Origin of the sequence: Paracoccus hibiscisoli, assembly GCF_005048265.1 — a bacterium.
GTDB classification, from domain to species: domain Bacteria; phylum Pseudomonadota; class Alphaproteobacteria; order Rhodobacterales; family Rhodobacteraceae; genus Paracoccus; species Paracoccus hibiscisoli.
The window spans coordinates 144,846-168,243 of record NZ_SUNH01000005.1 but is presented as its reverse complement, the minus strand read 5'-3'; the positions used below and the strand labels follow the sequence as shown (position 1 = coordinate 168,243).

At 70.5% G+C, this 23,398-nt stretch carries 24 protein-coding genes; 8 read left to right on the top strand and 16 right to left on the bottom strand.

The window, feature by feature from the left end:
* Both mnmH and FA740_RS03680 read right to left on the bottom strand, forming a co-directional pair.
* A complete protein-coding gene (gene mnmH, locus FA740_RS03685) occupies positions 1–1,056 on the bottom strand; it encodes a tRNA 2-selenouridine(34) synthase MnmH (RefSeq protein WP_136855422.1) in 1,056 nt (351 codons plus the stop codon).
* A gap of 2 nt (positions 1,057–1,058) precedes the next feature.
* The gene (locus tag FA740_RS03680; RefSeq protein WP_136855421.1) at positions 1,059–1,619 is read right to left on the bottom strand and encodes a L,D-transpeptidase; all 561 of its coding nucleotides are present in this window, start codon (positions 1,617–1,619) and stop codon (positions 1,059–1,061) included.
* Between the two features lie 383 nt (positions 1,620–2,002).
* Between FA740_RS03680 and FA740_RS03675 the strand changes: the two genes are divergently transcribed.
* Together FA740_RS03675 and FA740_RS03670 are read left to right on the top strand one after the other, a co-directional pair.
* The gene (locus FA740_RS03675) at positions 2,003–4,411 is read left to right on the top strand and encodes a heavy metal translocating P-type ATPase (RefSeq protein ID WP_136855420.1); all 2,409 of its coding nucleotides are present in this window, start codon (positions 2,003–2,005) and stop codon (positions 4,409–4,411) included.
* Positions 4,408–5,052 carry an arylesterase gene (locus FA740_RS03670; RefSeq protein ID WP_136855419.1) on the top strand — a complete coding sequence of 215 codons (645 nt, stop codon included), beginning with the start codon at positions 4,408–4,410 and terminating at the stop codon, positions 5,050–5,052. Before FA740_RS03675 ends, FA740_RS03670 begins: the two co-directional genes overlap by 4 nt.
* Before the next feature lie 9 nt (positions 5,053–5,061).
* Here the strand turns inward: FA740_RS03670 and FA740_RS03665 are convergent, their stop codons facing one another.
* The 5 genes from FA740_RS03665 to meaB form a co-directional block, all read right to left on the bottom strand.
* On the bottom strand, positions 5,062–5,541 hold the full coding sequence (locus FA740_RS03665) for a copper chaperone PCu(A)C (protein ID WP_136855418.1): 480 nt from the start codon (positions 5,539–5,541) through the stop codon (positions 5,062–5,064).
* A gap of 31 nt (positions 5,542–5,572) precedes the next feature.
* A complete protein-coding gene (locus FA740_RS03660; RefSeq protein ID WP_136855417.1) occupies positions 5,573–5,911 on the bottom strand; it encodes a hypothetical protein in 339 nt (112 codons plus the stop codon).
* Between the two features lie 140 nt (positions 5,912–6,051).
* The gene (gene rpmB, locus FA740_RS03655; protein ID WP_136855416.1) at positions 6,052–6,348 is read right to left on the bottom strand and encodes a 50S ribosomal protein L28; all 297 of its coding nucleotides are present in this window, start codon (positions 6,346–6,348) and stop codon (positions 6,052–6,054) included.
* A gap of 126 nt (positions 6,349–6,474) precedes the next feature.
* Positions 6,475–7,509 carry a bifunctional transcriptional activator/DNA repair enzyme AdaA gene (locus FA740_RS03650; RefSeq protein ID WP_136855415.1) on the bottom strand — a complete coding sequence of 345 codons (1,035 nt, stop codon included), beginning with the start codon at positions 7,507–7,509 and terminating at the stop codon, positions 6,475–6,477.
* Between the two features lie 70 nt (positions 7,510–7,579).
* Entirely contained in the window at positions 7,580–8,551 is a 972-nt protein-coding gene (gene meaB / locus FA740_RS03645) for a methylmalonyl Co-A mutase-associated GTPase MeaB (RefSeq protein WP_136855414.1), read from the bottom strand.
* 127 nt (positions 8,552–8,678) lie between these two features.
* On the opposite strand from meaB, the gene FA740_RS19880 reads away from it, so the two are divergent.
* From FA740_RS19880 to FA740_RS03625, 4 genes are all read left to right on the top strand, one after another.
* Positions 8,679–9,083, top strand: a complete 405-nt coding sequence (locus tag FA740_RS19880) for a thioredoxin domain-containing protein (RefSeq protein ID WP_211243636.1) — start codon at positions 8,679–8,681, stop codon at positions 9,081–9,083.
* Positions 9,083–9,397 carry an ArsR/SmtB family transcription factor gene (locus tag FA740_RS03635; RefSeq protein WP_420873129.1) on the top strand — a complete coding sequence of 105 codons (315 nt, stop codon included), beginning with the start codon at positions 9,083–9,085 and terminating at the stop codon, positions 9,395–9,397. Before FA740_RS19880 ends, FA740_RS03635 begins: the two co-directional genes overlap by 1 nt.
* Before the next feature lie 77 nt (positions 9,398–9,474).
* Complete coding sequence (gene serS, locus FA740_RS03630; protein WP_136855413.1) at positions 9,475–10,767, top strand: serine--tRNA ligase; 1,293 nt, start codon at positions 9,475–9,477, stop codon at positions 10,765–10,767.
* Positions 10,768–10,818: 51 nt separating this feature from the next.
* Complete coding sequence (locus FA740_RS03625) at positions 10,819–11,562, top strand: hypothetical protein (RefSeq protein ID WP_136855412.1); 744 nt, start codon at positions 10,819–10,821, stop codon at positions 11,560–11,562.
* On the opposite strand, the gene der is transcribed toward FA740_RS03625, so the two are convergent.
* The 9 genes from der to FA740_RS03580 all read right to left on the bottom strand — a co-directional run bounded on the left by der (position 11,559) and on the right by FA740_RS03580 (position 21,468).
* A complete protein-coding gene (gene der, locus FA740_RS03620) occupies positions 11,559–13,043 on the bottom strand; it encodes a ribosome biogenesis GTPase Der (protein ID WP_136855411.1) in 1,485 nt (494 codons plus the stop codon). The two genes, FA740_RS03625 and der, sit on opposite strands and share 4 nt — an antisense overlap.
* Complete coding sequence (locus FA740_RS03615; RefSeq protein ID WP_136855410.1) at positions 13,040–14,356, bottom strand: outer membrane protein assembly factor BamB family protein; 1,317 nt, start codon at positions 14,354–14,356, stop codon at positions 13,040–13,042. The genes der and FA740_RS03615 overlap by 4 nt, the downstream gene beginning before the upstream one ends.
* Positions 14,357–14,411: 55 nt before the next feature.
* On the bottom strand, positions 14,412–15,053 hold the full coding sequence (locus FA740_RS03610; protein ID WP_136855409.1) for a tetratricopeptide repeat protein: 642 nt from the start codon (positions 15,051–15,053) through the stop codon (positions 14,412–14,414).
* A gap of 135 nt (positions 15,054–15,188) precedes the next feature.
* Positions 15,189–15,788, bottom strand: coding sequence for a superoxide dismutase (locus FA740_RS03605; RefSeq protein WP_136855408.1), 600 nt, complete (start codon positions 15,786–15,788; stop codon positions 15,189–15,191).
* A 109-nt stretch (positions 15,789–15,897) separates the two neighbouring features.
* Complete coding sequence (locus FA740_RS03600) at positions 15,898–16,416, bottom strand: sarcosine oxidase subunit gamma (RefSeq protein WP_136855407.1); 519 nt, start codon at positions 16,414–16,416, stop codon at positions 15,898–15,900.
* Positions 16,409–19,339 (bottom strand): sarcosine oxidase subunit alpha family protein, encoded by a 2,931-nt coding sequence (locus FA740_RS03595; protein ID WP_136855406.1) that lies wholly within the window; start codon positions 19,337–19,339, stop codon positions 16,409–16,411. Before FA740_RS03595 ends, FA740_RS03600 begins: the two co-directional genes overlap by 8 nt.
* The gene (locus FA740_RS03590; protein WP_136855405.1) at positions 19,336–19,683 is read right to left on the bottom strand and encodes a sarcosine oxidase subunit delta; all 348 of its coding nucleotides are present in this window, start codon (positions 19,681–19,683) and stop codon (positions 19,336–19,338) included. Before FA740_RS03590 ends, FA740_RS03595 begins: the two co-directional genes overlap by 4 nt.
* Positions 19,684–19,848: 165 nt before the next feature.
* Positions 19,849–20,109 (bottom strand): hypothetical protein, encoded by a 261-nt coding sequence (locus FA740_RS03585; RefSeq protein ID WP_136855404.1) that lies wholly within the window; start codon positions 20,107–20,109, stop codon positions 19,849–19,851.
* A gap of 93 nt (positions 20,110–20,202) precedes the next feature.
* The gene (locus FA740_RS03580; protein ID WP_136855403.1) at positions 20,203–21,468 is read right to left on the bottom strand and encodes a sarcosine oxidase subunit beta family protein; all 1,266 of its coding nucleotides are present in this window, start codon (positions 21,466–21,468) and stop codon (positions 20,203–20,205) included.
* Positions 21,469–21,656: 188 nt separating this feature from the next.
* On the opposite strand from FA740_RS03580, the gene ccmI reads away from it, so the two are divergent.
* Both ccmI and ruvX read left to right on the top strand, forming a co-directional pair.
* The gene (gene ccmI / locus FA740_RS03575) at positions 21,657–22,874 is read left to right on the top strand and encodes a c-type cytochrome biogenesis protein CcmI (RefSeq protein WP_136855402.1); all 1,218 of its coding nucleotides are present in this window, start codon (positions 21,657–21,659) and stop codon (positions 22,872–22,874) included.
* Entirely contained in the window at positions 22,871–23,347 is a 477-nt protein-coding gene (gene ruvX, locus FA740_RS03570; protein WP_136855401.1) for a Holliday junction resolvase RuvX, read from the top strand. The genes ccmI and ruvX overlap by 4 nt, the downstream gene beginning before the upstream one ends.
* Positions 23,348–23,398: the final 51 nt, after the last annotated feature.

Sequence of the window (23,398 nt, the reverse complement as noted above, 5' to 3'; positions counted from 1 at the left end):
TCAGAGGGTCATGATCGCCAGCGCAGCCTCGACCTGACCGGTCGCGGCGTCCAGGTCGGACAGCCCCTCCAGTGCGACGATCTGTCCGCGCCCATCGTCATGCCGCGACCGGTGCTTGTCATAGCGCGGGTCGTAATGGTCGCGCAGCAACCCCTCGGACAGGGCCTGCCATTGGCCCTGCGCCAGCGCCGCGCGCCAGGCCTCGACCCGCTCGGCGGGGTGCAGGGGTGCCATCAGGTCCAGGATGGCGGCGACCTGATCGGGGTCCGCGACCATGTCGCGATAGGTGGCGGCGGTAAAGGCCGCGCGGGCCGCGACGGGCACCCGCAACTGCAGGCGCGGCGCGCGGCAGATGGCCTGCCACATGGCCTTGGGGACGGTGATCTGGCCGATGCGGCTGCTCTCGGCCTCGACCAGCAGGGGGCGGGTGGGGTCCAGACGCTCCAGCGCGACGGCCAGGCGGCCCTCGAACATCTTCTGGCTGGGCTGGCCCTCGGGGTGGCCGCCGAACAGGCTGCCGCGATGGTTGGCCAGGCCCTCCAGGTCGATGACCTGATGGCCGCGCAGCGCCAGCCGCTGCAGGATCGCGGTCTTGGCGCTGCCGGTATTGCCGTCCAGCACGATCACCGGGGCCGCGATGGGCCCGTTCTGCACCCGGTCCACCACCAGCGACCGCCACGCCTTGTAGCCACCCTCGACCCGACCCACGCGCCAGCCGATCTGGCCCAGGATGGTGCCGAAGCTGCCCGAGCGCTGCCCGCCGCGCCAGCAATAGACCAGCGGCTTCCACGCCCCGCCCCGGTCGGCCAGCACCCCCTGCAGATGCCGCGCGGCATTGGCCGCGACCAGCGCCGCGCCCAGCTTGCGCGCGTCGAACGGAGACACCTGCTTGTAGATCGTGCCGATCTGCGCCCGTTCGTCGTCGGACAGCACCGGCAGGTTGATCGCACCGGGCAGGTGATCCTCGGCATATTCCGCGGGGGCGCGGACATCGATGATGTCGTCATACCCGGCCAGGACCGGGTCCGCCGCACTGGCCAGCCGCAGCGCGTCCAAGATCAGAAGACGTAGACGGGCGTGCCGATCGGCACCTGGTCGAACAGGCTGATCACGGCCTCGTTGCGCATGCGCAGGCAGCCGTTGGACACCGCCCGCCCGATGGAGCCGGGATCGGTCGTGCCGTGGATGCGGATGGCGGTGTCGTTGCCGCGGTCGTCATACAGATACAGCGCCCGCGCCCCCAGGGGGTTCTGCGGCCCGCCCGGCATGCCGTCGGCGTATTTCTGATAGGCGTCGGGGTTGCGGGCGATCATGTCGTTGGTCGGGCGCCAGCTGGGCCATTCGACCTTGCGGCCGATGGTGGCCTTGCCCTTCCAGACCAGTTCGGCGGTGCCCACGGCCACGCCGTAGCGGATCGCCCGGCCGGGGGCCACGACGTGATACAGATAGAAATCGCGGCTGACCACGACGATGCTGCCGGTCTCGAAATCGTCGCGGATGGCGACCTCTGTAGGGGCAAAGCGGTCGCCTCCGGTGGCCGTGGGGGCGGCCTGCGCCATCGCCAGGGCGGGGGCGGCGGCCATCAGGGCGGCCAGCGAGATCATCTGACGACGGTTCATGGCGTGGTCCTTAGTCCGTGGTTTTCCCCCGGATACAGCCAAACCGCCCCCGCCCGCAACTCACGTCGGCGTTCTTGGTGCAGGCGGGCTTGACCGCGCGGCCCTGCGGCCACATCTGTAGGGAATGGACAACCCCCGCCCCTGCTGCCGCGCTCGCGCGGCGACCTCCCGTCCGACGCATCTGTGCCGGGGCCGGGGCGACCGGGCCTGCCGGTGCCACCTGTCGGCGCGACCCCGCCATGCGCGCCCCGCGCCCCGGCCCGCCCCGCGCGTGGCCGATGCCTGGGCGCGGCGCGATCAGCCCGACCGCGCCCCCGCCAGACCGCAGGCCCCACCTGCCGCGATGATGCAGCACACCCTTTGCATCATCAGCGGATATGGACATGACCACAGACATCACCCTTGACCTGCCCCTGCCAGGGATCAGCTGCGGCGCCTGCGCGGGCCGCGTGACCCGCGCATTGAGCGACCTGCCGGGCATCACCGACCTGACCGTGAACCCGGTCACCAAACATGCGCGGATGCGCCTGGCCGGCGCGACCCTGCCGCAGGTGCAGGCCGCGCTGGATCAGGCGGGCTATCCCGCCGATCTGCCCGTCACCCGGCTGGACATCGCGGGGATGAGCTGCGGCGCCTGTTCGGGCCGCGTCGCCCGCGTGCTGTCGGCCCATCCGCAGGTGGCCGAGGCGCAGGTGAAGCTGGCCACCCATCGCGCGCAGATCACCCATGCCCCCGACCTGACCCCGCAGGCGCTGGCGCGGATCGTGACCGATCTGGGCTATCCCGCGACCGTGGCAGATGACCGCCCGGCGCCCCCGCCCGTGGATGAGGCGCCCGCCCTGCGCCGCGCCTTTCTGACCGCCGCCGCCCTGTCACTGCCCGTCGTGGTGCTGGAGATGGGCGGCCATCTGGTCCCGGCCTTCCATCACTGGCTGCACGGGCTGGTGCCGATGCGCGGGCTGTGGCTGGTGCAGATGGCGCTGACGCTGGCGGTGCTGGCGGGGCCGGGGCGCGGGTTCTTTGCCACGGGGCTGGCGGCGCTGCGTCGCGGCGCGCCCGAGATGAACAGCCTGGTGGCCCTGGGCGCGGGGGCGGCGTTCCTGTTCTCGGCCGTGGTCACGCTGGCGCCCGATCTGGTGCCCGCGCAGTCCCGCCATGTCTGGTTCGAGGCCGCCGCCGTCATCGTCACCCTGATCCTGATGGGCCGCTGGTTCGAGGCCCGCGCCAAGGGCCGCGCCGGGGCCGCGATCCGCGCGCTGGTGGCGCTGGCCCCCGATCACGCGACCGCACTACGGGGCGGCAGGCCGGTGCGCGTCGCGGTGGCCGATCTGCGACCCGGCGACACCGTCCTGCTGGCGCCGGGCGAACGCATCGCGCTGGACGGCGTCCTGACCGAGGGGACTGGCGCCATCGACGAATCCATGCTGACCGGAGAGCCGGTTCCCGTCGTGAAATTGCCCGGCGACCGGGTGACGGGCGGCACCGTGAACGGCAATGCGGCGCTGACCTGCCGGGTGACGGCCACCGGCGGCGACACGGTGCTGGCGCGGATCGTGGCGCTGGTCGAACAGGCGCAGGCCGCGCGCCTGCCGGTGCAGGCGCTGGTCGATCGCATCACGCGGGTCTTTGTTCCGGTGGTGATCGGGCTGGCGGCGCTGACATTCGCGCTGTGGCTGTCATTCGGGCCGGATCTGGCGCATGCGGTCGTGGCAGCCGTATCGGTGCTGATCATCGCCTGCCCCTGCGCGATGGGGCTGGCGGTGCCGGTCTCGATCATGGTGGGCAGCGGGCGCGGCGCGCAGTTGGGCGTGCTGTTTCGGCGCGGCGACGCGCTGCAAAAGCTGGCGGGCGCGCGGGTCGTGGCCTTTGACAAGACCGGCACGCTGACCCAAGGCCACCCCCGCGTGACCGGGACCTGGGTCGCGGGGATCGCCCCCGATCAGGCCCTGCGCCTGACCGCCGCGGCCGAGGCGCGGTCCGAACACCCCCTCGCCGCCGCGATCCTGGAGGCCGCGCGCGACCTGGACCTGCCGCCCGCGCAATCGGTGACCGCCGCCCCCGGTCGCGGCCTGACCGCCACGGTCGAGGGCCACGCCCTGCTGATCGGCAACGCATCGGCGCTGACAGAGGCGGGCATCGCCCTGGACCCCACGCTGGCAACCCATGCGGACGCGGCCGCGCGCCAAGGCGCGACGCCCGTGCATCTGGCCGTGGACGGCACGCATCGCGGGGTCTTTGCCCTGGCCGACCCCGAGCGTCCGGAGGCCGCGGCCACCATCGCCGCCCTGGACGCGATGGGGCTGCAGACGGTGATGCTGTCGGGCGATCTGTCTGCGACCGCGCAGGCGGTGGGCGCGCGCCTGGGGCTGGGCCGCATCCAGGGCGGCCTGTCGCCCGAGGCCAAGCTGGACGCGATCCGCGATCTGGGCCCGGGCAGCGTCTTCGTGGGCGACGGCATCAACGACGCCCCGGCGCTGGCCGCCGCCGAGACCGGGCTGGCCATCGGCACCGGCACCGACATCGCCATCGAATCGGCCGATGCGGTGCTGATGTCGGGCGATCCGCAGGGGGTGGTGCGCGCCATCCGCCTGTCGCGGGCGGTGATGCGCAACATCCGCCAGAACCTGTTCTGGGCCTTCGCCTATAACGTTGCGTTGATCCCGGTTGCCATGGGCGTGCTGGTGCCTTTTGGTGGACCGCAACTGTCGCCCATGCTGGGGGCGGGCGCGATGGCGCTGTCCTCGGTCTTTGTGGTGACCAATGCCCTGCGCCTGAGGACTGCTGCCCGATGACCCTGACCCGCCGATCCCTGCTGGCCGCCGCCGCCGCCCTGCCGCTGGCCCGCCCCGCGCGGGCGCAGACCCTGCCCCGCATCCTGTGCTTTGGCGACAGCCTGACCGCGGGCTATGGCCTGGCGCGGTCCGAGGGGCTGGTGCCCCAGCTGTCGGCCTGGCTGGAGGCGGCGGGGCGGCCTGCCGATCTGATCGACGGAGGGCTGTCGGGGGACACGACCTATGGCGGTCGCGTGCGCCTGCCGGTGTCGATGCGCCGCCACCGCCCCGACGCCGTCATCGTGGAGCTGGGCGGCAATGACATGCTGCGTCGCTGGCAGCCCGCCCAGGCCGAGGAGAATCTGGACGCGATCCTGACCACGGCCCGGTCGGGGGGCAGGCCCGCGCTGCTGGTGGGCATCCACGCGCCTGCGGGCGACCCGGAATGGCGGCGGGCCTGGGGCCGGATGTGGCCGCGCCTGGCCGAGCGTCACGGCACGCTTCTGCTGCAGGACCTGTATGCGCCGCTGGCGCAGGTGCCTGCGGCGCAGCGCGCGCCGCTGCTGCTGCGCGACGGGGTGCATCCCTCGGCTGAAGGGGTGCGGGTGCTGGTGCAGCACCTGGGACCGGTCGCGGCCCAGCTGGTGGCCCAGCTGGGCTGAGGCGGCCTTTCAGTGCCCGGCGTGATCGCCCGCGCCATGGGCGTGGCCGTGGTCATGCCCGTCCGCGGCGCGCTGATTATCCACCACCGCCTCCACGGTCTCTGTGCCGCAATCGCCGAAATCCAGCGTCAACGTGACCGTGTCGCCATCCGTCAGCGGCGTGGTCAGACCCAGCATCATGATGTGATCGCCGCCCCGGTCCAGGGCGTGGGTCTGGCCGGCGGCGACGGGAATGCCGTCTTCGATCCGGGTCATCTTCATCACGCCATCCTCCTCCAGATGGGTGTGCAGCTCGACCCGCTCGGCCGCGTCGGAGGCCGCCGATTGCAGGGTGCAATCCACTTCGCGGTGGTTCTCAAGCTCCAGGAACACGGCACCCACCATCGGGTTCGTGCTGCGGGCATAGGCATCGTTGGCGTGCATGCCGTCATGGGCCAGGGCGGCCACGGGCATCAGGGCCGCAAGCGCGGCAAGGGTCAGGGTCTTCATGTCTTGGTCCTTCGATAGGGTCGGCTTGGGCTCAGGCGGGCGACCCCTGCGGGGGGTCGCGCACCCGGACCTGCGCCCGCGCCTGCGGAGTGGCGGGCGGACCGGAATCGCGGGACAGCGCGCGCGGCACGGCCACGCGCTGCGGCAGGGCCACGTCGGCGGGGGCCAGCCCCGCCATCAGCGACAGCGCCATGTCGGGGCACAGATGCACGCGCTCGCCCTGCCCGTCGGGGCGCGGCACGACGATGACACCATGGCCGGTGCACAGGACGATCTGGTCGTCCATGCGGACCGTGCCCCGCGCAGCGCCCAGCCCGATGCTGGTCAGCATCACGGCCAGGATCAGGATCAGGGGCACGGGTCGGAACATGGCGCGCACTCTAACCGGTCGGCGGGGCGGGGTCAGCAGACAATCGGCCGCATCAGCGGCAGCGGCACGGGGCAGCCGCCCATGCAAAAGCCCCGCCGGAAGGGGCGGGGCGATGCAGTGTCCGATCAGATGCCGTGCGATCAGGCGGTGGCGGCAGCCGATTCGGCCTTGACCAGCTCGCGCTTGATCTTCTGGGCGCGGTCGGACAGCTCGGTGTCCTTGGCCTTCGCCAGGAAGGCGTCCAGGCCGCCACGGTGATCGACCGAACGCAGCGCCGCGGCCGAGATGCGCAGCGAATAGCCGCGACCCAGCTTTTCGGACAGCAGCGTGACCTCGTTCAGGTTCGGCAGAAACCGGCGACGGGTCTTGTTGTTGGCATGGCTGACATTGTTACCGCTCATCGGGCCTTTGCCGGTCAGTTCGCAGACGCGCGACATGGTGTGTTCCTTCGTCTCAGCTGTGCGGGCGGGGGGTCCGTCCCAATGTGAAAGGGCGCCGCGAGGCAGCGCCCGGAATTCCGTTCGCGGGTGGCTACCGCATGAGGGGGTCGCCGTCAAGCCTGATCAGGCGATTCCATAGCCGCGTTCCAGCGCGATCAGGCGTTCCTTGCGCCACAGACCGCCCGCATATCCGGTCATGCTGCCATCCGATCCGATGACCCGGTGGCAGGGCACGACCAGCGCCAGCCGGTTCGCGCCATTGGCCGCGGCCACCGCGCGCATCGCCGTGGGCCGCCCGATGGCCGCCGCCAGCTGGGCATAGCTGCGCGTGGCGCCGGGCGCAATCGCCTGCAATTCCTGCCAGACGCGGACCTGGAACGGCGTGCCGCGCAGCGCCACCGGCACGTCCAGGCGCCCGCAGCGCCCGGCAAAGAACGCCTGCAGCGCGGCCTCGGTGCGGTCGGTGACGGCGCTGCGGCCCAGCCCGATGCGCCCGCCCGCCAGGACCGACAGCCGCCGCAGCCCCTGGGGCAGCGCCTTGCGGTCGGTGAATTCCAGCAGGTGCAGCGCATTATCGTCGGCGATGGCGATCATGCCGCCCAGGGGCGTGTCGATCCAGTCCGCGCGCAGGTCAGCCGCCCCCTGCATCCGGTGCGGCGGGTGGCCGAACAGCCGCGCAAAGGCCGTGCGGAACCCCGAGGCCGAATCGAACCCGGCCTCCAGCTGTGCGTCGATCATGGCACTTCCTTTCGTCAATGCGGCCAGGCCCTGGCGCAAACGGGCGGCCCGGGCCAAGGTCAGGAAACTGGTGCCGCGATGGCGCAGGAACAGCCGCCGTACGGTCGAGGGGTCATGGCCCAAAGCGCGCAGATCGCCCTCGGACCAGCGGCGGGCGGGGTCGGCGGCCAGCGCCGCCTCCAGCGTGGCGACCAGCGGCGGCAGGCGTCCCTCGGGGTGGCAGCGCAGGCAGGGACGGAAGCCTGCGGCCCGCGCGGCATCGGCATCCGCGAACCAGCGGCAGTTGTCGGCGCGCGGCTTGCGCGCAGGACACGTCAGGCGACAGAAGATCCCGGTCGAGGTGACGCCGACCAGCGCCCGCCCCTCGAACCGCGGATCGCGCGCCAGCAGCGCTGCATAAAGCGTATCGTGATCGGGCATCGCTCCCTCCTGTCCAGCCCGACCGGTCATAGCCGATTCGCGGATGGCATGGGGTGCCGTTTCGGGCATCTCATCGCGGCGCGCGCAGCCAGTCCAGCATCTGGCGCGCGGCCTCGACCGGGGGCAGGCCGCCCTGGGCCACGCGGGTGCCCAGATCGGCGATGCGCCGGCGCGCGGCGGGCGCATCAAGCTGCGCAAGCAGACCGCCGCGCAATTCGGCCATGAACCAGTCGCGGGCCTGTTCGGCGCGGATGCGGTCGAAATGGCCGTGATCGCGCCGCCAGGCGGTCAGATCGTGCATCTGGGTCCAGGCCTCCTCCAGGCCCGCGCCGGTCGTGGCGCTGACCGGCATCGCCTTGGGAAAGCCCTCGGGGTCCTGCGCCCGCTTGCGCAGCAGGCGCAGCGCGCCCGCGTAATCGGCGACCGTGCGGCGGGCGGGGGCCAGCAGGTCGCCATCGGCCTTGTTGACCAGGATCAGGTCGGCCATCTCCATGATGCCGCGCTTGACGCCCTGCAATTCGTCGCCGCCCGCAGGTGCCAGCAGCAGGATGAACAGGTCCGACATCTGGGCGACCAGGGTTTCCGACTGGCCCACGCCCACGGTCTCGATCAGGACGATGTCATGGCCCGCGGCCTCGCACAGGCGGATCGCCTCGCGGGTGCGGCGGGCGACGCCGCCCAGATGCGCGCTGGAGGGGCTGGGCCGGATGAAGGCGCGCGGGTTGCGCGACAACAGCTCCATCCGCGTCTTGTCCCCCAGGATCGAGCCCCCCGACCGGGTCGAGGAGGGGTCCACCGCCAGCACCGCCACCCGCAGCCCCTGGGCGGTCAGGCGCGTGCCGAACGCCTCGATGAAGGTCGATTTACCGACCCCCGGCGTCCCCGACAACCCGATGCGCAGCGCCCCGCCATCGGGCAGCGCGGCGATCAGCGCCTGCGCCCGGTCGCGGTGATCGGGGCGGGTCGATTCGACCAGCGTGATGGCCCGCGACAGGGCACGGCGGTCGCCCTGCAGCAAAGGTGTCAGAAGATCGTCCGTCATCGCAGCCCTACGCACGCCCCGCTTTGCGCCAAACAGTGGACCAGCGCCCGCCGGGGGGCAAGCCCGTCGGGCTTGTGCCCGACAGGCCGCCTGCCTAACTGTGAAGCGTGCAACCAAAGGTCCGCCCATGCCCACCCCATCCCGGCTTTTGTCCCGCCGCGCGATCCTGCTGGGCGCGGCCGTCGCGGTCCTGCCGGTTTCGGGACGCGCAGCCCCGCCCCCGGGCTGGCGGCTGATGATGGTCGAATCGCCTGCCTGCCATCATTGCCGCGCCTGGCACGCCCAGATCGGGCCTGGCTATGCCGCATCGCGCGCCGGGCGGGCGGCACCGATGATCCATGTCGATGTCGACGGCCCCTATCCCGACGGGCTGGCGCTGGATCGCAGGCCGTGGATCACGCCCACCTTCGTTCTGCTGTCGGACGGGTTCGAACGGGGCCGGGTCGAGGGCTATGTCGGTGCCCGGCATTTCCACCCGGTGCTGGAGGCGATGATGCGCGAGGCCGGCCTGGCCTTGCCGGGGGCATCCTGATGACCGCGCCCGATCAGCCCACCGCCGCCGACATGCAGGCCAGCGTGACCGAGGCCAGCGCCCTGATGAAGGCCCTGGCCCATGAGGGGCGGCTGATGATCCTGTGCCACCTGTCGGGCGGAGAGCGCACCGTGTCCGAGCTGGAGGCCCTGCTGGGCCAGCGGCAGGCTGCCGTCAGCCAGCAGCTGGCCCGGTTGCGGGCCGAGGGGCTGGTCGATTGCCGCCGCGAGGGCAAGACGCGGCTGTATTCCGTGTCCGACCCCCGCGCGGCCCAGGTCGTGGCACTGATGTATCGGCTGTTCTGCGCGGCCTGAGGGTGGCGCTTGGGCTTTTGCCTGCCGCGCGGTTGCGCTAGGCAGTCGTGACCCAATTGACCCGCGAAGGTGCCGCCATGCATGACATCCGTGCGATCCGTGACAATCCCGACGCCTTCGAGGCTGCGCTGAACCGGCGCGGGCTGACCGGCCTGACCGCCCAGATCCTGTCGCTGGACGAGGCGCGCCGCGCGCGCATCGCCGCCGCCGAGACCGCGCAGGCCGCCCAGAACAAGGCCAGCAAGGACGTGGGCGCCGCCAAGGCCCGCGGCGACGATGCCGAGTTCGAGCGTCTGCGCGCGTTGGTAGCCCAGACCAAGGCCGACATCGCCCGCCAGCAGGCCGAGGCCGCCGATCTGGACGGCCAGCTGCGCGATCTGCTGCTGGGCATCCCGAACCTGCCGCTGCCGCAGGTGCCCGATGGCCGCGACGAGGATGACAATGTCGAGCTGCGCCGGTGGGGCACCCCTGCCACGCCCGATTTCACCCCGCGCGAGCATTTCGAGATCGCGGGCGTCATCCCCGGCATGGATTTCCAGACCGGCGCGAAACTGTCCGGCAGCCGCTTTGTCGTGCTGAAGGGCGCGGTGGCGCGCATCCACCGCGCGCTGGCGCAGTTCATGCTGGACCTGCATGTCGACCAACACGGTCTGGAGGAGACTTGGACCCCGGTCCTGGTCCTGGAGGACATGATGCTGGGCACCGGCCAGCTGCCCAAGTTCGGCGAGGACAGCTACAAGACCCGCGAGGGATATTGGCTGATCCCCACCGCCGAGGTCACGCTGACCAACACCGTGCATGGCGACCTGCTGGATCAGACAGCCCTGCCCCGCCGCATGGTCGCGCACAGCCAGTGCTTCCGATCCGAGGCGGGCAGCGCGGGGCGCGACACCACCGGCATGCTGCGCCAGCACCAGTTCGAAAAGGTCGAGATGGTGTCCATCACCGATGCCGAGACGGGCCTTGCCGAACATGACCGCATGACCCGCTGCGCCGAGGCCGTCCTCGAGGCGCTGGAGCTGCCGTATCGCACGATTGTGCTGTGCACCGGCGACATGGGCGCGGGCGCGCGGATCACCCATGATCTGGAGGTCTGGCTGCCCGGCCAGAACCGCTATCGCGAGATCAGCAGCGTCAGCTATTGCGGCGATTATCAGGGGCGGCGGATGAACGCGCGCTATCGCCCGACGGGCGGCGGCAAGCCGGAATTCGTGCACACGCTGAACGGATCGGGCCTGGCGGTGGGCCGCGCGCTGATCGCGGTGCTGGAGAACGGCCAGCAGGCTGACGGCTCGGTCACCCTGCCTGCGGTGCTGCACCGCTATCTGGGCGGCGCGACCCGGCTGACGGCGGAAGGCGCGCTGGACTGACGCGATTGCGGGCCATGCGAAACTGCCGGACCCCGGCGCGCGTTGGCCCGCATGACACGGAACGGTTCACTCCTGCATCTGGTGACGGCGGCGATCTTCGTGATCGCCGGGTTGCGGCACGCGCTGTTTGCGCCGCGCGCGGTGGTCACCGATTCCGCGCATCTGGCGGGGCCGCTGCTGCCCCTGCCGGTGATGCCGCAGGTGCCGATTCCCTCGTTCTATCTGGACCCGGACAATCCGCTGATGTGGGCGCTGTTGATCGCGATCTGGGCGATGGTGCTGCTGGATGCGGTCGGGCAATGGATCGACCCCACCGATTCCAACGCGCTGCGTGACGGGCGCCCGCGCGTCTGGCCGCTGATCGTGGTGGCCGTGGGCGGGGCGGCGCTGTGGCCGGGCCTGTCGGGCCATCCGGCGGTGCTGACCGTGGTCGCGGGGGCCGGCGCGGGGCTGATGATCATGGGCGCGCGGCGTGCGGCGGGGCGACATCGCCCGGCCATCGGATTTTTCGCGGGCTGGGCCACGGCGGTGGCATCCGCCGCGCTGGCGCAACTGGCCTCGACCCAATTGGGCCTGCCGGGCCATGTCATTCCCGTCATCGCCATCCTGCCCGCAGCCGCCGTCGGCATGGCCGCCCAGCTTTGGATCGGACCCAGCATCGGCTATTCGGCGGCGCTGATCTGGGCGTTCTGCGGGCTGGCCATCTCGACCATGGGGACCGATCCGATGATCGCCCTGGCCGCGATCCTGGGGATCTCGGCCATGGCGTCGGTTCTGGTGCGTGCCGCCAGTTAGTTGCCCTTGGGCTTCTGGCGGTTCTTGTGCTTGGACAGGGCGCCCGACTGCACGATCTTGGTGGCCTTGGCCTTGAACGGGTTTTCCCCGCCCTGATCGCGGAAGAACAGCCGGATCGGCGTGCCCGGCATGTCGAAATCGGTCCGCAGCCCGTTGATCAGATACCGCTGATAGCTGGTGGGGATCTGGTCGGTATGGGTCGATTTCACGATGAAGGCAGGCGGACGCGTCTTGACCTGCGTCATATAGCGCAGGCGGATGCGGCGGCCACCGGGTGCCGGGGGCGGGTGGCTTTCGGTCATCGCGCCCAGCCACTGGTTCAGGCGGGCGGTCGGCACGCGGCGGTTCCAGACCTCATGCGCCTTGATGACGGCATTGTGCAGCCGGTCCAGCCCCTTGCCGGTCTTGGCCGACACGGTGACCAGCGGCGCGCCGCGCAGCTGCGGCAGCAGCTTTTCGAAGCTGGCGCGCATCTCGTTCAGCTTGTGGGACTTGTCGTCCTCGGTATCCCACTTGTTCACGGCGATGACGACGGCGCGGCCCTCGGTCTCGGCGAAATCGGCGATGCGCAGGTCCTGCGTCTCGAAGGGGATCTCGACGTCCAGCAGCACGACCACGACCTCGGCAAAGCGCACGGCGCGCAGCCCGTCCGCGACCGACAGTTTTTCCAGCTTTTCGGTCACGCGGGCGCGCTTGCGCATGCCTGCCGTGTCAAAGATGCGCATGGGCGTGCCCATGAAATTCGTGGTCACGCTGATCGAATCGCGGGTGATCCCGGCCTCGGGGCCGGTCAGCAGGCGGTCCTGGCCCAGGATCTTGTTGATCAGCGTCGATTTGCCCGCGTTCGGGCGACCGATCACGGCCATCTGCAGCGGGCGCGCCTCGGACGGGCGCCACTCCTCGGAGCCTGCGCCAGATTCGGCGTCCTCCTCGGACAGGTCCAGGTCGGTCACGGCCTCGATGGGGGCGGGACGCTCGGCCTCCAGCTGGTCGGCCAAGGGCATCAGGACGCGATACAGATCGTCCATCCCCTCGCCATGCTCGGCCGAAATGCGCAGCGGCTCGCCCAGGCCCAGGGCATAGGCCTCCATCGCGCCCGATTCCCCGGCGCGGCCTTCGGACTTGTTGGCGGCGACTATGACGTGTTTCGCACGCCTGCGCAGGATCTCGGCGAAATATTCGTCGGCGGCGGTGATGCCGATGCGGGCATCGACCACGAACAAGCAGATGTCGGCCTCATCGACCGCGCGTTCGGTCAAGCGCCGCATGCGGCCCTGCAGGCTGTCATCCTCGGCCATTTCGAGGCCGGCGCTGTCGATCACGACGAAACGCAGGTCGCCAAGGCGGCCCGCGCCCTCGCGGATGTCGCGGGTCACGCCGGGCTGGTCATCGACCAAGGCCAGCTTTTTCCCGACAAGTCGGTTGAACAGGGTGGACTTGCCCACATTGGGCCGCCCGACGATGGCGAGTGTGAATGTCATCTCAACGCATGCAACTGGCCGTTGCGCGCAACGACGTAAAGGGTTTGACCGGCAACCACCGGGGCCGATGCCGCCCCACCGGGGATCGCCACCTGACCGACCAGCGCGCCGGAGGCGGGATCGAAGCTGCGCAACATGCCATCACTGGAAGTGACATGCAACCGTCCCCCCGCCAGCACCGGGCCGTAATGCGCGTGGATGGCATCCTGACGCCGCACCCGCTCGGTCGTGAAATAGGGCAGCGCCTGCCGCCAGATCACTCCGCCGGTGGCCGCATCCAGCCGCACCAGCTGCGCCTGGTCGTTCACCGCAAAGACAGACCCGCCCGCCACGACGACGGGGCTGTTCGCCCCTTCGCGCGCGGACCAGTCCTCCAGCCCGCTGGCCAGATCAACGGCGGCGATGCGCCCCGACGACGTCCCGGCATAGACGCGGCCGCCCGCGATCACCGGATCGCCGGTCACGTCGCGGATCACCGCGATGGCGCGGCCGGGACGGGTGCCCGCGATCTGCGCGGTCCAGTTGGTCAGGCCGGACTGGCGATCCACCGCCAGCATCTGCCCCGACGAGAAGGGAAAGACCACCGTGCCGCCCTGAACCGCCGGCACCGACACGCCCATCACGCCCGAGCCAGAGCCCGTCCCCGAGGTCTGCCACAGCACGCGCCCGTCGCTGGCGCGCACCGCCCAGCCCACGGAATTGCGCCCGGCCACATAGACGACGCCGTCCTGCACCGCAGGGCCGCCGCCGATCGCGGCATTGACCCGCTGGCGCCACAGCACGCCGCCGCTGGCCGCGTCCAGCGCGACCAGTTCGCCAAAGCCGGTGGTGACGAAGACGCGCCCGCCCTCATGCGCCAGCCCGCCGCCCGAGGCGCTGTCGGGGTTCTCCAGCGCGGGCGTCACGTCGGTGGACCAGGCGCGGGCGCCGTTCAGTGCCGTGGCGGTGACGCGGGCGCGGCTGTCCAGGGTAAAGATGCGCCCGCCCGCGACGATCGGATCGGCGGTGATGCGGTGGCGCCGGGTGTCGCCTTGGCCGATGGGCGCGGACCACAGTCGCTGGCTGGCGGTGCCCAGGGCCACATGGCCGGGCGCATGGGCCGCATTGCCGCCGCGATGGGTCCATTCGCCATTGGTGACCGGGGCCGCCAGCGACAGGGCGGTGCTGCTGACGCCGGGCGCGCCCTGGACCGCAGGCCCGTCGGGCGAGGTGACCGCCATCGGGTCCAGACGCTCTCCGGGCAGGATGATGTCGCGGTCGGCGCAGCCCGCCAGTCCCAGTCCGGCGGCCATCGCCAAGGTCAGTCGCAGCATGGCGGTCATCCCTGTCTATCCCTCAAGCAATCCGTCTTGGCCGCGCGGGCGGCCGTTATTCGATGGGTTCGGGCTCGGTGCCCAGGGCGATCATCATCTCGGACAGGCGACGGCGCAAGGCCTCGGTCAGGCCGTCCTTGTCCTGGATCTGGCGGATCAGCGTGATCGCGTCGTCGGGCCGCCCCGCGCCGATCAGCGCCACGGCCTTCTGCTCCAGTGCCAGCAGCTCGAACGGGGCGCCGGCGCGCGACAGGCGCGTCAGCATCGCGTCGCGTTCGACCACGTCCATCTGCTGGCCCTGCAGCATCACCAGCTTCAGCTGGGCCAGCTCTCCCAACACGGTGTCGGGCTGGGCGGCGGCCACGTCGCGCAGGGCCTGGGCCGCGGCATCCGCGTCCTGCTGGGCACCCGCGGCCAGCAGGCCGGACAGCGCCTGGCGGCCCGCCGATCCTTGCGGATCGACCGCCAGGATCGCGGCGGGGTCGCCCCCGGCCTCGGCCGTCAGGACCGCGTCGCCCCAGGCCTGGGCCGCGGCCCGGTCCTGGGCGCGGTCGTATTCGCGCCAGGCGGTATAGCCTACGACCGCGACCACCAGCAGGATCACGATCCAGCCATAGCGCCGCATCAGGCCATACAGCCGGTCGCGGCGCAGTTCCTCGGTGACCTCGTCGATGAAGGTGTCGTTCTGGTTGGCCATGCCCGCCCTGCCCGATCTGTCTTGCGTTCCCGTGGTCTTATACCGGCGCGCGGGGAAATGCCAATGCCGGCGCAGGGCCCACGCGAAAGGCCCGCCCCCTGCGGGACGGGCCTTCGGTCGCGATGGCAGCAGGGGTCAGAGGCGCGAGGCCACGTTCTCCCAGTTCACCAGCTTGTCCAAGAAGTTCTCCAGGTATTTCGGGCGCGCATTGCGGAAGTCGATGTAATAGCTGTGCTCCCACACATCGCAGCCCAGCAGGGCGGTCTGACCGAAGCACAGCGGGTTCACGCCGTTTTCGGTCTTGGTCACCTCAAGCCCGCCATCGGCGTTCTTGACCAGCCAGGCCCAGCCCGACCCGAACTGGCCGACGCCAGCCTCGGTGAACTTTTTCTTGAAGTCGTCGACCGAACCAAAGCTGTCCTTGATCGCCGCTTCCAATTCGGAGGGCATGGCGTGGCTGTTGGGGCCCATCATCTCCCAGAACTGGGCGTGGTTCCAATGCTGGCTGGCATTGTTGAAGATGCCGTTCTGCGCCACGGCACCCTTCTGATAGGTGCCCTTGACGATATCCTCCAGCGACTTGCCGTCCCATTCGGTCCCGGCCACCAGCTCGTTCAGCTTGGTGACATAGGCGTTGTGGTGCTTGTCGTGGTGGTATTCCAGCGTCTCGCGCGACATGCCGGCGGCTTCCAGGGCGTCGTGCGAATAGGGAAGATCGGGAAGGGTGAAGGCCATTTTGCGGTCCTTTCGAAACGGTTGGTCGGCTCGGCGCGAAAGGTCGCGCATTCGGGGGACCAACGCAAGGGGCGGGCGGGGGTTCCAGCCCGCCCGCGTCCCCGTGACGCTAGCGGGGTGCCAGCCCGCTGCCGGGGATGGCCGCATTGGTCAGGATCAGCGCCAGGTAATCGGCGGTCGACCGGAACCCGATGACCCGGAACCCGCCATCCACCCGCCAGATCGCCGCCGCCGTCTGCGCCATGCGCGTGCGGCGCAGATGACCCTGGGGCATGGCGGCGGCATCGACCGGCGCCAGCTTGGCGACCACATCCGCGGCCCCCGCGCCGATCACGTCGAAGACCGCGCGGGCATCCGACACATCGGCCACCAGCCCGTGTTCGCCCATCAGCGCCTGCGTCAGGTCGTCCAGCGCCTGCGCCAGCTCCGCCTGCGGCAGGATCAGCAGCAGCTCGTCGGGGGACATCCAGGCCAGGGTGCGGCTGCCATCGGTGGTGGCGCCGGTGGTGTCGGGGATGGCCAGGCCCGCGGCCTCGGCCAGGGCATCACCGGCGCGGTCCAGGTCGGCACGGAGGGTGATCATGCCCAGCCCCGCGACGCGGGTGATGGTAGCCAGCGCTTCAGCCATTCTGACGGCTTCCTTCCTTGTCGTAGAAGACCGGATCGACGATCCGCGCCTGCATCACCGTGCCGTCGGGCATCGGGAAATCCAGCACCTGCCCCATGCGCGACGGTCCGTGCCGCACCAGCCCCATCGCGATGGGCTTGCCCAGGGTCGGCGAATGATAGCTGGAGGTGACGCGGCCTTGGGTCTTGCGCTGGCCGTTGCCGTTCACCCCCTCGGCCACCGCATAGGCGCCGTCGGGAATGACCTTGTCCGACAGGCTCTCAAGGCCCACCAGTTTCCAGCGGGTGCCATCGGTCATGTGGCTGCGGCGTTGGGCGCGCTTGCCGATATAGTCGGCCTTTTTCTTCGAGATCGCCCAGTCCAGCCCCAGATCCTGCGGGATGATGGTGCCGTCGGTCTCGTCCCCGATCATGATGAAGCCCTTTTCGGCGCGCATGACATGCATCGCCTCGGTCCCATAGGGGGTGATGCCCAGATCGGCCCCGGCCAGGTGCAGCGCCTCCCACAGCTCCAGGCCGCGATTGGCGGGCACGGCGATCTCATAGCTGAGCTCGCCCGAAAAGCTGATGCGGAAGACGCGCGCGGGAATGCCCGCCAGCTCCCCTTCGGCCCATTGCATGAAGGGCAGCGCCTCGGCCGACAGGTCGATCGTGCCGGACAGACGCTCCAGCACGTCGCGGGCCTTGGGTCCGGCGACGGCGATCTGGGCGAACTGCTCGGTCAGGTTGGCGGTATAGACCTTCCAGTCCCACCATTCGCATTGCAGCCAATCCTCCATGTGGCCATGGATGCGGTCCGCGCCGCCGGTGGTGGTGTGGCACAGCCAGGTGTCGTCCGACAGGCGCGCGACCACGCCGTCATCCATCAGGAACCCGTTCTCGTTGCACATCAGGCCATAGCGGCATTTGCCGACCGGCAGCGTGGACATCATGTTGGTATACAGCATGTCCAGGAACCGCCCCGCATCCGGTCCCTTGACGATGATCTTGCCCAAGGTCGAGGCGTCCAGCGTGCCGACGCCCGCACGCACCGCCAGGATCTCCCGGTGGACGGCGGTGTGGCGGTCCTCTCCCGCGCGGGGATAGGCATAGGGGCGGCGCCAGTGGCCCACAGGCTCCCAGCTGGCGCCGTGGGTTTCGTGCCAGGCATGGATCGGCGTCTTGCGCAGGGGCTGGAACGCGTCGTCCTTGGCCTCGGCCGCGATGGTGGCCAGGGTCAGCGGCGTATAGGGCGGGCGGAAGGTCGTGGTGCCGGTCGCCTGGATGGGCTGGTTCAGCGCGTTGGACAGGACCGCCAACCCGTTGATGTTGGACAGCTTGCCCTGATCGGTCGCCATGCCCAGGGTGGTATAGCGTTTGGTATGCTCGACGCTGGCATAGCCCTCCTGGGCGGCCAGTTCGACATCGGTGACCTTCACGTCGTTCTGGAAATCCAGCCACATCTTGGCCCGCAGCGTGTAGGGCGCGCGGGCGGGCATGACCCAGACGGGCATGGTCGGGGCCTCGGGGTGTTCCAGATCGCCGGCGCAGCGCAGATCGCCATTGGCGGCGCCCGCGACGGTCACGTTGCCCTGCCCGTCCGCGCCCAAGGGCGGGCGGTCGGGGTCGGGGCGGAACATCGACTGACCCTCATCCCAGATCAGCTTGCCGCCGCAATGGGAATACAGGTGCACGACCGGCGACCAGCCGCCCGACATCGCCACCACATCGCAGTCGATGGTCTGCGTGGGGCGGCCGTCGCCCTGATGGCTGCACAGCACCACGCCCTCGACATGCTTGGCGCCCTTCACCTTCGCGATGGCGGTGCCGGTCAGCACGGTGATGCCCGCGTCCCGCGCGGCCTGCGGCAGCGCCCCGTCGGCCAGGGGCCGCGCGTCGATGATGGCCGGCACCTCCAGCCCCGCGGCATGGGCGGTCAGGGCGGTGCGATAGGCGTCGTCATTGTTCGTGACGACCACGATGCGCCGACCCGGCGCCACGCCGAAATCGGCGATGAAGTCGCGAACCGCACTGGCCAGCATCACGCCGGGCACGTCGTTACAGGCAAAGGACAGCGGGCGTTCCAATGCGCCCGTCGCGGCGATCACCCGGCCCGCCCGGATGCGCCACAGGCGCTGGCGGGGGATGCCCTGGTTCGGGTCGTGATCGGCCAGCGATTCCCGCGCGATCAGATAGCCGTGATCGTAGAGGCCCGTGGCCATGGTGTTGCGGCGCAGGGTCACACCCTTGCGGCCCCGCAGGTCGGCCAGAGCCGCGTCGATCGCCGCCTGTCCGCCGTCATGGTCGGTGGGCGTGCGCCCGCCCCAATGCCCGTCCTGTTCCAGGACCAGCACGGTGCCGCCCGCATCGGCCGCCTCGCGCGCGGCGGTCAGGCCCGCGATGCCGCCGCCGACCACGACCGTGTCGGCAAAGGCGTAGGCCTGTTCATAGCGGTCGGGATCGGGATCGGTCGGCGCCCGGCCCAGACCCGCGCTGCGGCGGATGATGGGTTCGAACACATGCTTCCAGAAGGGGCGCGGATGGATGAAGGTCTTGTAGTAGAAACCCGCAGGAAAGACCGGCGACAGCCAGTTGTTGATGGCGCCGATATCGGCCTCCAGGCTGGGCCAGCAGTTCTGGCTGCGGGTGATCATGCCATGGGTCAGGGGCGTCGTGGTGGCGCGCTGGTTCGGCTCGAACCGGCCGCCCTGGCCCAGGCCAAGGAGGGCGTTCGGCTCCTCGGAGCCGGAGGCCATCGGGCCGCGCGGGCGGTGATACTTGAAGGACCGGCCCATCAGCATCTGGCCGTTGGCCAAGAGCGCCGAGGCGATGGTGTCGCCGGTCAGGCCGCGCAGGTGGCGGCCGTCAAAGCGGAACGGGACCTGCCAGGCACGGTCGATGCGGCGGCCACCGGCGGGCAGGCGGAAGGGGGGCGTGTGGGTCATTCGGCGGTGCCTTCGGCGGGGGTCCAGTCGGGTGTCCAGTCGGGGCGGGCCTTGCGGATCGCCTCCACGATGTCGGCAGGCGGGTGGGGCGTCTGCGCCCGGTAGGTGCCGAACACCTGCAGCGTTGCGGTGCAGCGCGCGGCCAGGAACCACTTGCCGCAGCCATAGGCATGGCGCCAGCGTTCGAAATGCACGCCCTTGGCGTTCTTGCGGGCGAACAGATAGGCCTCGAACTCGTCGTCGGTGCCGTTCGGGCCGATGCGGGCCAGATGCGCCTCTCCTCCGGGATGCAGCTCGGTTTCCTCGGCGTTCACACCGCAATAGGGACAGGTCAGGATCAGCATCGGGCTTCCTTGGGGTGCGAGAGTTGCGGATGCGAAAAGGCACCGCAGCGGCGCAAGCCGGCGGTGCCGTCTGTCCGACATGCTGTCGGACGATGGCCGGGGGCTGACTGCCCCCGGACCCCCGTTGCAGCGCACGCGGCCAGGGGCTGCGCGCGCGTCGGGCCGTCAGTTGGCCGGAGCGGGCGCGGCCGGTTCGGCAGGCGATTCGACGGCCGGGGGGCTGTCGGTCTCGACCGTGACGGGGGGCGCTGCGGGTGCGGGATCGGCGTCGGGGGTGTCGACATTGATGGTCGTGGTGTCGCCTGCGACCGGATCGGTCGTGGCCACGCCGGTATCGCTGCCCGACATGAAGAAGAACAGCAGCGCGACGACGACAACGATGCCGCCGACGATGAAGTAGAGACCATTGTTGTTGCGGTCAGCCATGATGAACCCTTTCGGTCGAACCTGTCATGCCTGACAAAGTCGCACGCCGCCCCCAAGGTTCCGTTCGAAAAGGACATTCCCGCGCCCCCCCGGTCAGTGCGCGACGCCGGCGGCGACCGATTCGTCGATGAACCGACCCTCTCGGAAGCGGTTCAGCCCGAAATCGGCGGCCAGCGGGCCGGGCGTGCCCTTGGCGACCAGTTCGGCCATGGCCCAGCCCGATCCGGGGATCGCCTTGAACCCGCCCGTGCCCCATCCGCAGTTGACGAAGATGCCACCCACCGGCGTGGTGGACAGAATGGGCGACCGATCCCCGGTCATGTCGACGATGCCGCCCCACTGGCGCAGCATTTTCAGGCGGCTGATCATCGGGAAGGTCTCGATCAGGGCGCGGACGGTTTCCTCGACATGCTGCCAGGACCCCCGTTGGGTGAAGTTGTTGAACCCGTCGGTGCCGCCGCCGATCACCATCTCTCCCTTGTCGGATTGCGACATGTAGCCGTGGACCGTGTTGGCCATCACCACAACGTCCATGCAGGGCTTGATCGGTTCGCTGACCAGGGCCTGCAAGGCGACGGATTCGATGGGCAGGCGGAACCCGGCCATCTCGGCCAGCTGGCTGGAATGGCCCGCGACCACGATCGCCAGCTTGTCGCAGCCGATGCGGCCCTTGGAGGTGTTGACGGCGCGGACCTGTCCGGCCTCGGTCTCGACCCCCGTCACCTCGCAGTTCTGGATGATGTGCATGCCCATGTCGGAACAGGCCCGGGCATAGCCCCAGGCCACCGCGTCATGGCGCGCCGTGCCGCCGCGGGCCTGATACAGGCCCCCCAGCACCGGATAGCGCGGCCCGTCCAGGTTGATGATCGGCACCTTGGCCTTAAGCTGCTGGGGGTCCAGCCATTCGGTGGCGACGCCCTGCAGGTTGTTGGCATAGACGGTGCGCTTGTAGCCGCGGATCTCGTGTTCGGTCTGGGCCAGCATGATCAGACCGCGCGGACTGAACATGATGTTGTAGTTCAGGTCCTGCGACAGATTTTCGTACAGGCTGCGCGCCTTTTCATACAGCGCCGCCGACGGGTCCTGCAGATAGTTCGACCGGATGATCGTGGTGTTGCGCCCCGTGTTGCCGCCACCCAGCCAGCCCTTTTCGATGACCGCAACATCGGTGATGCCGAAGTTCTTGCCCAGGTAATAGGCCGTGGCCAGACCGTGCCCGCCCGCACCCACGACAATGACCTTGTAGCGGGCCTTGGGCTCGGGGCTGGCCCAGGCCCGTTTCCAGCCGGTATGCTGACGCAGCGCCTCTCGGGCGATGGCAAAGACGGAATAGCGGCCGGCGCGGGGGGTGTCGGGCATGGGGCCTCTCAGGGGGTGGGTTGCTGGCACCATGGCGGGGCGGGGCCGAACCCTCAAGGCGGCTTGCGGCAGATCGCGGCGAAATGCGACATGCGACAATCCGGCGGGCCTGTTCCAGCCCGCGATGACGGCGCGCGCTTTCGGTCGGCGGCCATCCGCGATAGGAACGGGCCAACTGGAGGTGACGCATGTTCTGGATACTGGCTGCGGGTCTGACCGCGATCACGGCTTTCGCCATCCTGTCGCCGCTGCGCAAGGGCCGCGCCGGGCCTGCGCCTGCCGCCTCCTACGACCTGCGCGTCTATCGCGACCAGCTGGCCGAGGTCGAGCGCGACCTGGAACGTGGCGTGATCGGCCCCGAGGATGCGCAGCGCCTGCGCGCCGAGATCGGCCGCAAGGTGCTGGATGCCGACCGCCGTCTTGGCCAGGCGGGGCCTGCGGGCCGGGCCGGTCGCGCGCTGGTGCCCGCGCTGGTCCTGGCGCTGATGCTGGCCGGGGCGGTCGTGCTGTATCTGCGCGAGGGCGTGCCCGGCGCGCCCGACATGCCGCTGGCCGAACGCGTGGCCGCCGCCGATGCCGCCTATCGCGCCCGCCCCGCCCAGGCCGAGGCCGAGGCGCAGGCCCCCGCCCGCCCCGCGCCCGACCTGTCGCAGGCCGACCCCGAATATCTGGCGATGATCGACCAGCTGCGCGCCGCCGTCGCCCGCAACCCGCAGGATCAGCAGGGCCTGGCGCTGCTGGCCACGAACGAGATGCGTCTGGGCAACCTGACCGCCGCACGCGACGCCCAGCAGCGCCTGGTCGACCTGCGGGGCGACCAGGCCGATCCGGTGCAGCTGATGCAGCTGGCCACGCTGATGGTCGAGGCCGCCGCCGGTGTGGTCACCCCCGAGGCCGAGGCCGTGCTGGCCCGCACCCTGACCCTGGACCCCGACCAGCCCCAGGCCCGCTATCTGCGCGGCGTCATGCTGATCCAGAACGGCCGCCCCGATCTGGCCTTTCCGATCTGGCGCCTCCTGCTGGAGGAGGGGCCGGCCAATGCGCCCTGGGTCCCCTCGATCCGCGCCGCCATCGAGGAACTGGCCTGGCTGGCCGGAGAGGCCGGCTATCGCGCACCCTCGGACCAGTCCGGCCCCGACGCCCTGGACCTGGAGGCCGCCCGTGACATGACCCCCGCGGATCAGGCCCGCATGGCCGAGGACATGGTCGCCCGCCTGCAGGACCGCCTGGCAAGCCAGGGCGGGACGCCGGACGAATGGGCGCGGCTGATCTCGGCGCTGTCGGTCCTGGACCGCGACGATCACGCCCGGCGAATCCTCGCCGAGGCCCGCAACCGCTTTGGCGCCACCCCCGAGGCCATCGCCCCCATCGAGGCCGCCGCCGAACGCGCCGGATTGACCCCATGATCCACGAAGAGATGACCGAATTCGCAGCCAGCCTGCCCCGCCACGGCGCCCTGGCCGGGCTGGATCTGGGCACCAAGACCATCGGCGTGGCCATCAGCGACGGGTTGCGCAGCGTGGCCTCGCCCATCACGGTGATCCGCCGGACCAAGTTCACGCAGGACGCGCAGGCCCTGCTGGCGCTGATCGCCGACCGGGGCCTCGCGGGCCTCGTCCTCGGCCTGCCGCGCAACATGGACGGCTCCGAAGGCCCGCGCGCCCAGGCCACCCGCGCCTTTGCCCGCAACATGACGCGGCTGACCGACCTGCCCATCGCCTATTGGGACGAACGCCTCTCCACGGTCGCCGCCGAACGCGCCCTGCTGGAGGGCGACACCTCGCGCAAGCGCCGGGCCGAGGTCATCGACCAGGTCGCCGCCGGCTATATCCTGCAGGGCGCGCTGGACCGGCTGCGCCACATCGCCACCCATGGCTGACCGCACGACCGCCGCGCGCCAGCGCGGCGCGCGGCCCAGCGGCAGCGACCG

Coding starts and splice junctions, on each gene's coding strand:
- FA740_RS03680 (WP_136855421.1), bottom strand. CDS start 1,619: ATGAACCGTCGTCAGATGATCTCGCTGGCCGCCCTGATGGCCGCCGCC.
- FA740_RS03675 (WP_136855420.1), top strand. CDS start 2,003: ATGACCACAGACATCACCCTTGACCTGCCCCTGCCAGGGATCAGCTGC.
- FA740_RS03670 (WP_136855419.1), top strand. CDS start 4,408: ATGACCCTGACCCGCCGATCCCTGCTGGCCGCCGCCGCCGCCCTGCCG.
- FA740_RS03665 (WP_136855418.1), bottom strand. CDS start 5,541: ATGAAGACCCTGACCCTTGCCGCGCTTGCGGCCCTGATGCCCGTGGCC.
- FA740_RS03660 (WP_136855417.1), bottom strand. CDS start 5,911: ATGTTCCGACCCGTGCCCCTGATCCTGATCCTGGCCGTGATGCTGACC.
- rpmB (WP_136855416.1), bottom strand. CDS start 6,348: ATGTCGCGCGTCTGCGAACTGACCGGCAAAGGCCCGATGAGCGGTAAC.
- FA740_RS03650 (WP_136855415.1), bottom strand. CDS start 7,509: ATGCCCGATCACGATACGCTTTATGCAGCGCTGCTGGCGCGCGATCCG.
- meaB (WP_136855414.1), bottom strand. CDS start 8,551: ATGACGGACGATCTTCTGACACCTTTGCTGCAGGGCGACCGCCGTGCC.
- FA740_RS19880 (WP_211243636.1), top strand. CDS start 8,679: ATGCCCACCCCATCCCGGCTTTTGTCCCGCCGCGCGATCCTGCTGGGC.
- FA740_RS03635 (WP_420873129.1), top strand. CDS start 9,083: ATGACCGCGCCCGATCAGCCCACCGCCGCCGACATGCAGGCCAGCGTG.
- serS (WP_136855413.1), top strand. CDS start 9,475: ATGCATGACATCCGTGCGATCCGTGACAATCCCGACGCCTTCGAGGCT.
- FA740_RS03625 (WP_136855412.1), top strand. CDS start 10,819: ATGACACGGAACGGTTCACTCCTGCATCTGGTGACGGCGGCGATCTTC.
- der (WP_136855411.1), bottom strand. CDS start 13,043: ATGACATTCACACTCGCCATCGTCGGGCGGCCCAATGTGGGCAAGTCC.
- FA740_RS03615 (WP_136855410.1), bottom strand. CDS start 14,356: ATGCTGCGACTGACCTTGGCGATGGCCGCCGGACTGGGACTGGCGGGC.
- FA740_RS03610 (WP_136855409.1), bottom strand. CDS start 15,053: ATGGCCAACCAGAACGACACCTTCATCGACGAGGTCACCGAGGAACTG.
- FA740_RS03605 (WP_136855408.1), bottom strand. CDS start 15,788: ATGGCCTTCACCCTTCCCGATCTTCCCTATTCGCACGACGCCCTGGAA.
- FA740_RS03600 (WP_136855407.1), bottom strand. CDS start 16,416: ATGGCTGAAGCGCTGGCTACCATCACCCGCGTCGCGGGGCTGGGCATG.
- FA740_RS03595 (WP_136855406.1), bottom strand. CDS start 19,339: ATGACCCACACGCCCCCCTTCCGCCTGCCCGCCGGTGGCCGCCGCATC.
- FA740_RS03590 (WP_136855405.1), bottom strand. CDS start 19,683: ATGCTGATCCTGACCTGTCCCTATTGCGGTGTGAACGCCGAGGAAACC.
- FA740_RS03585 (WP_136855404.1), bottom strand. CDS start 20,109: ATGGCTGACCGCAACAACAATGGTCTCTACTTCATCGTCGGCGGCATC.
- FA740_RS03580 (WP_136855403.1), bottom strand. CDS start 21,468: ATGCCCGACACCCCCCGCGCCGGCCGCTATTCCGTCTTTGCCATCGCC.
- ccmI (WP_136855402.1), top strand. CDS start 21,657: ATGTTCTGGATACTGGCTGCGGGTCTGACCGCGATCACGGCTTTCGCC.
- ruvX (WP_136855401.1), top strand. CDS start 22,871: ATGATCCACGAAGAGATGACCGAATTCGCAGCCAGCCTGCCCCGCCAC.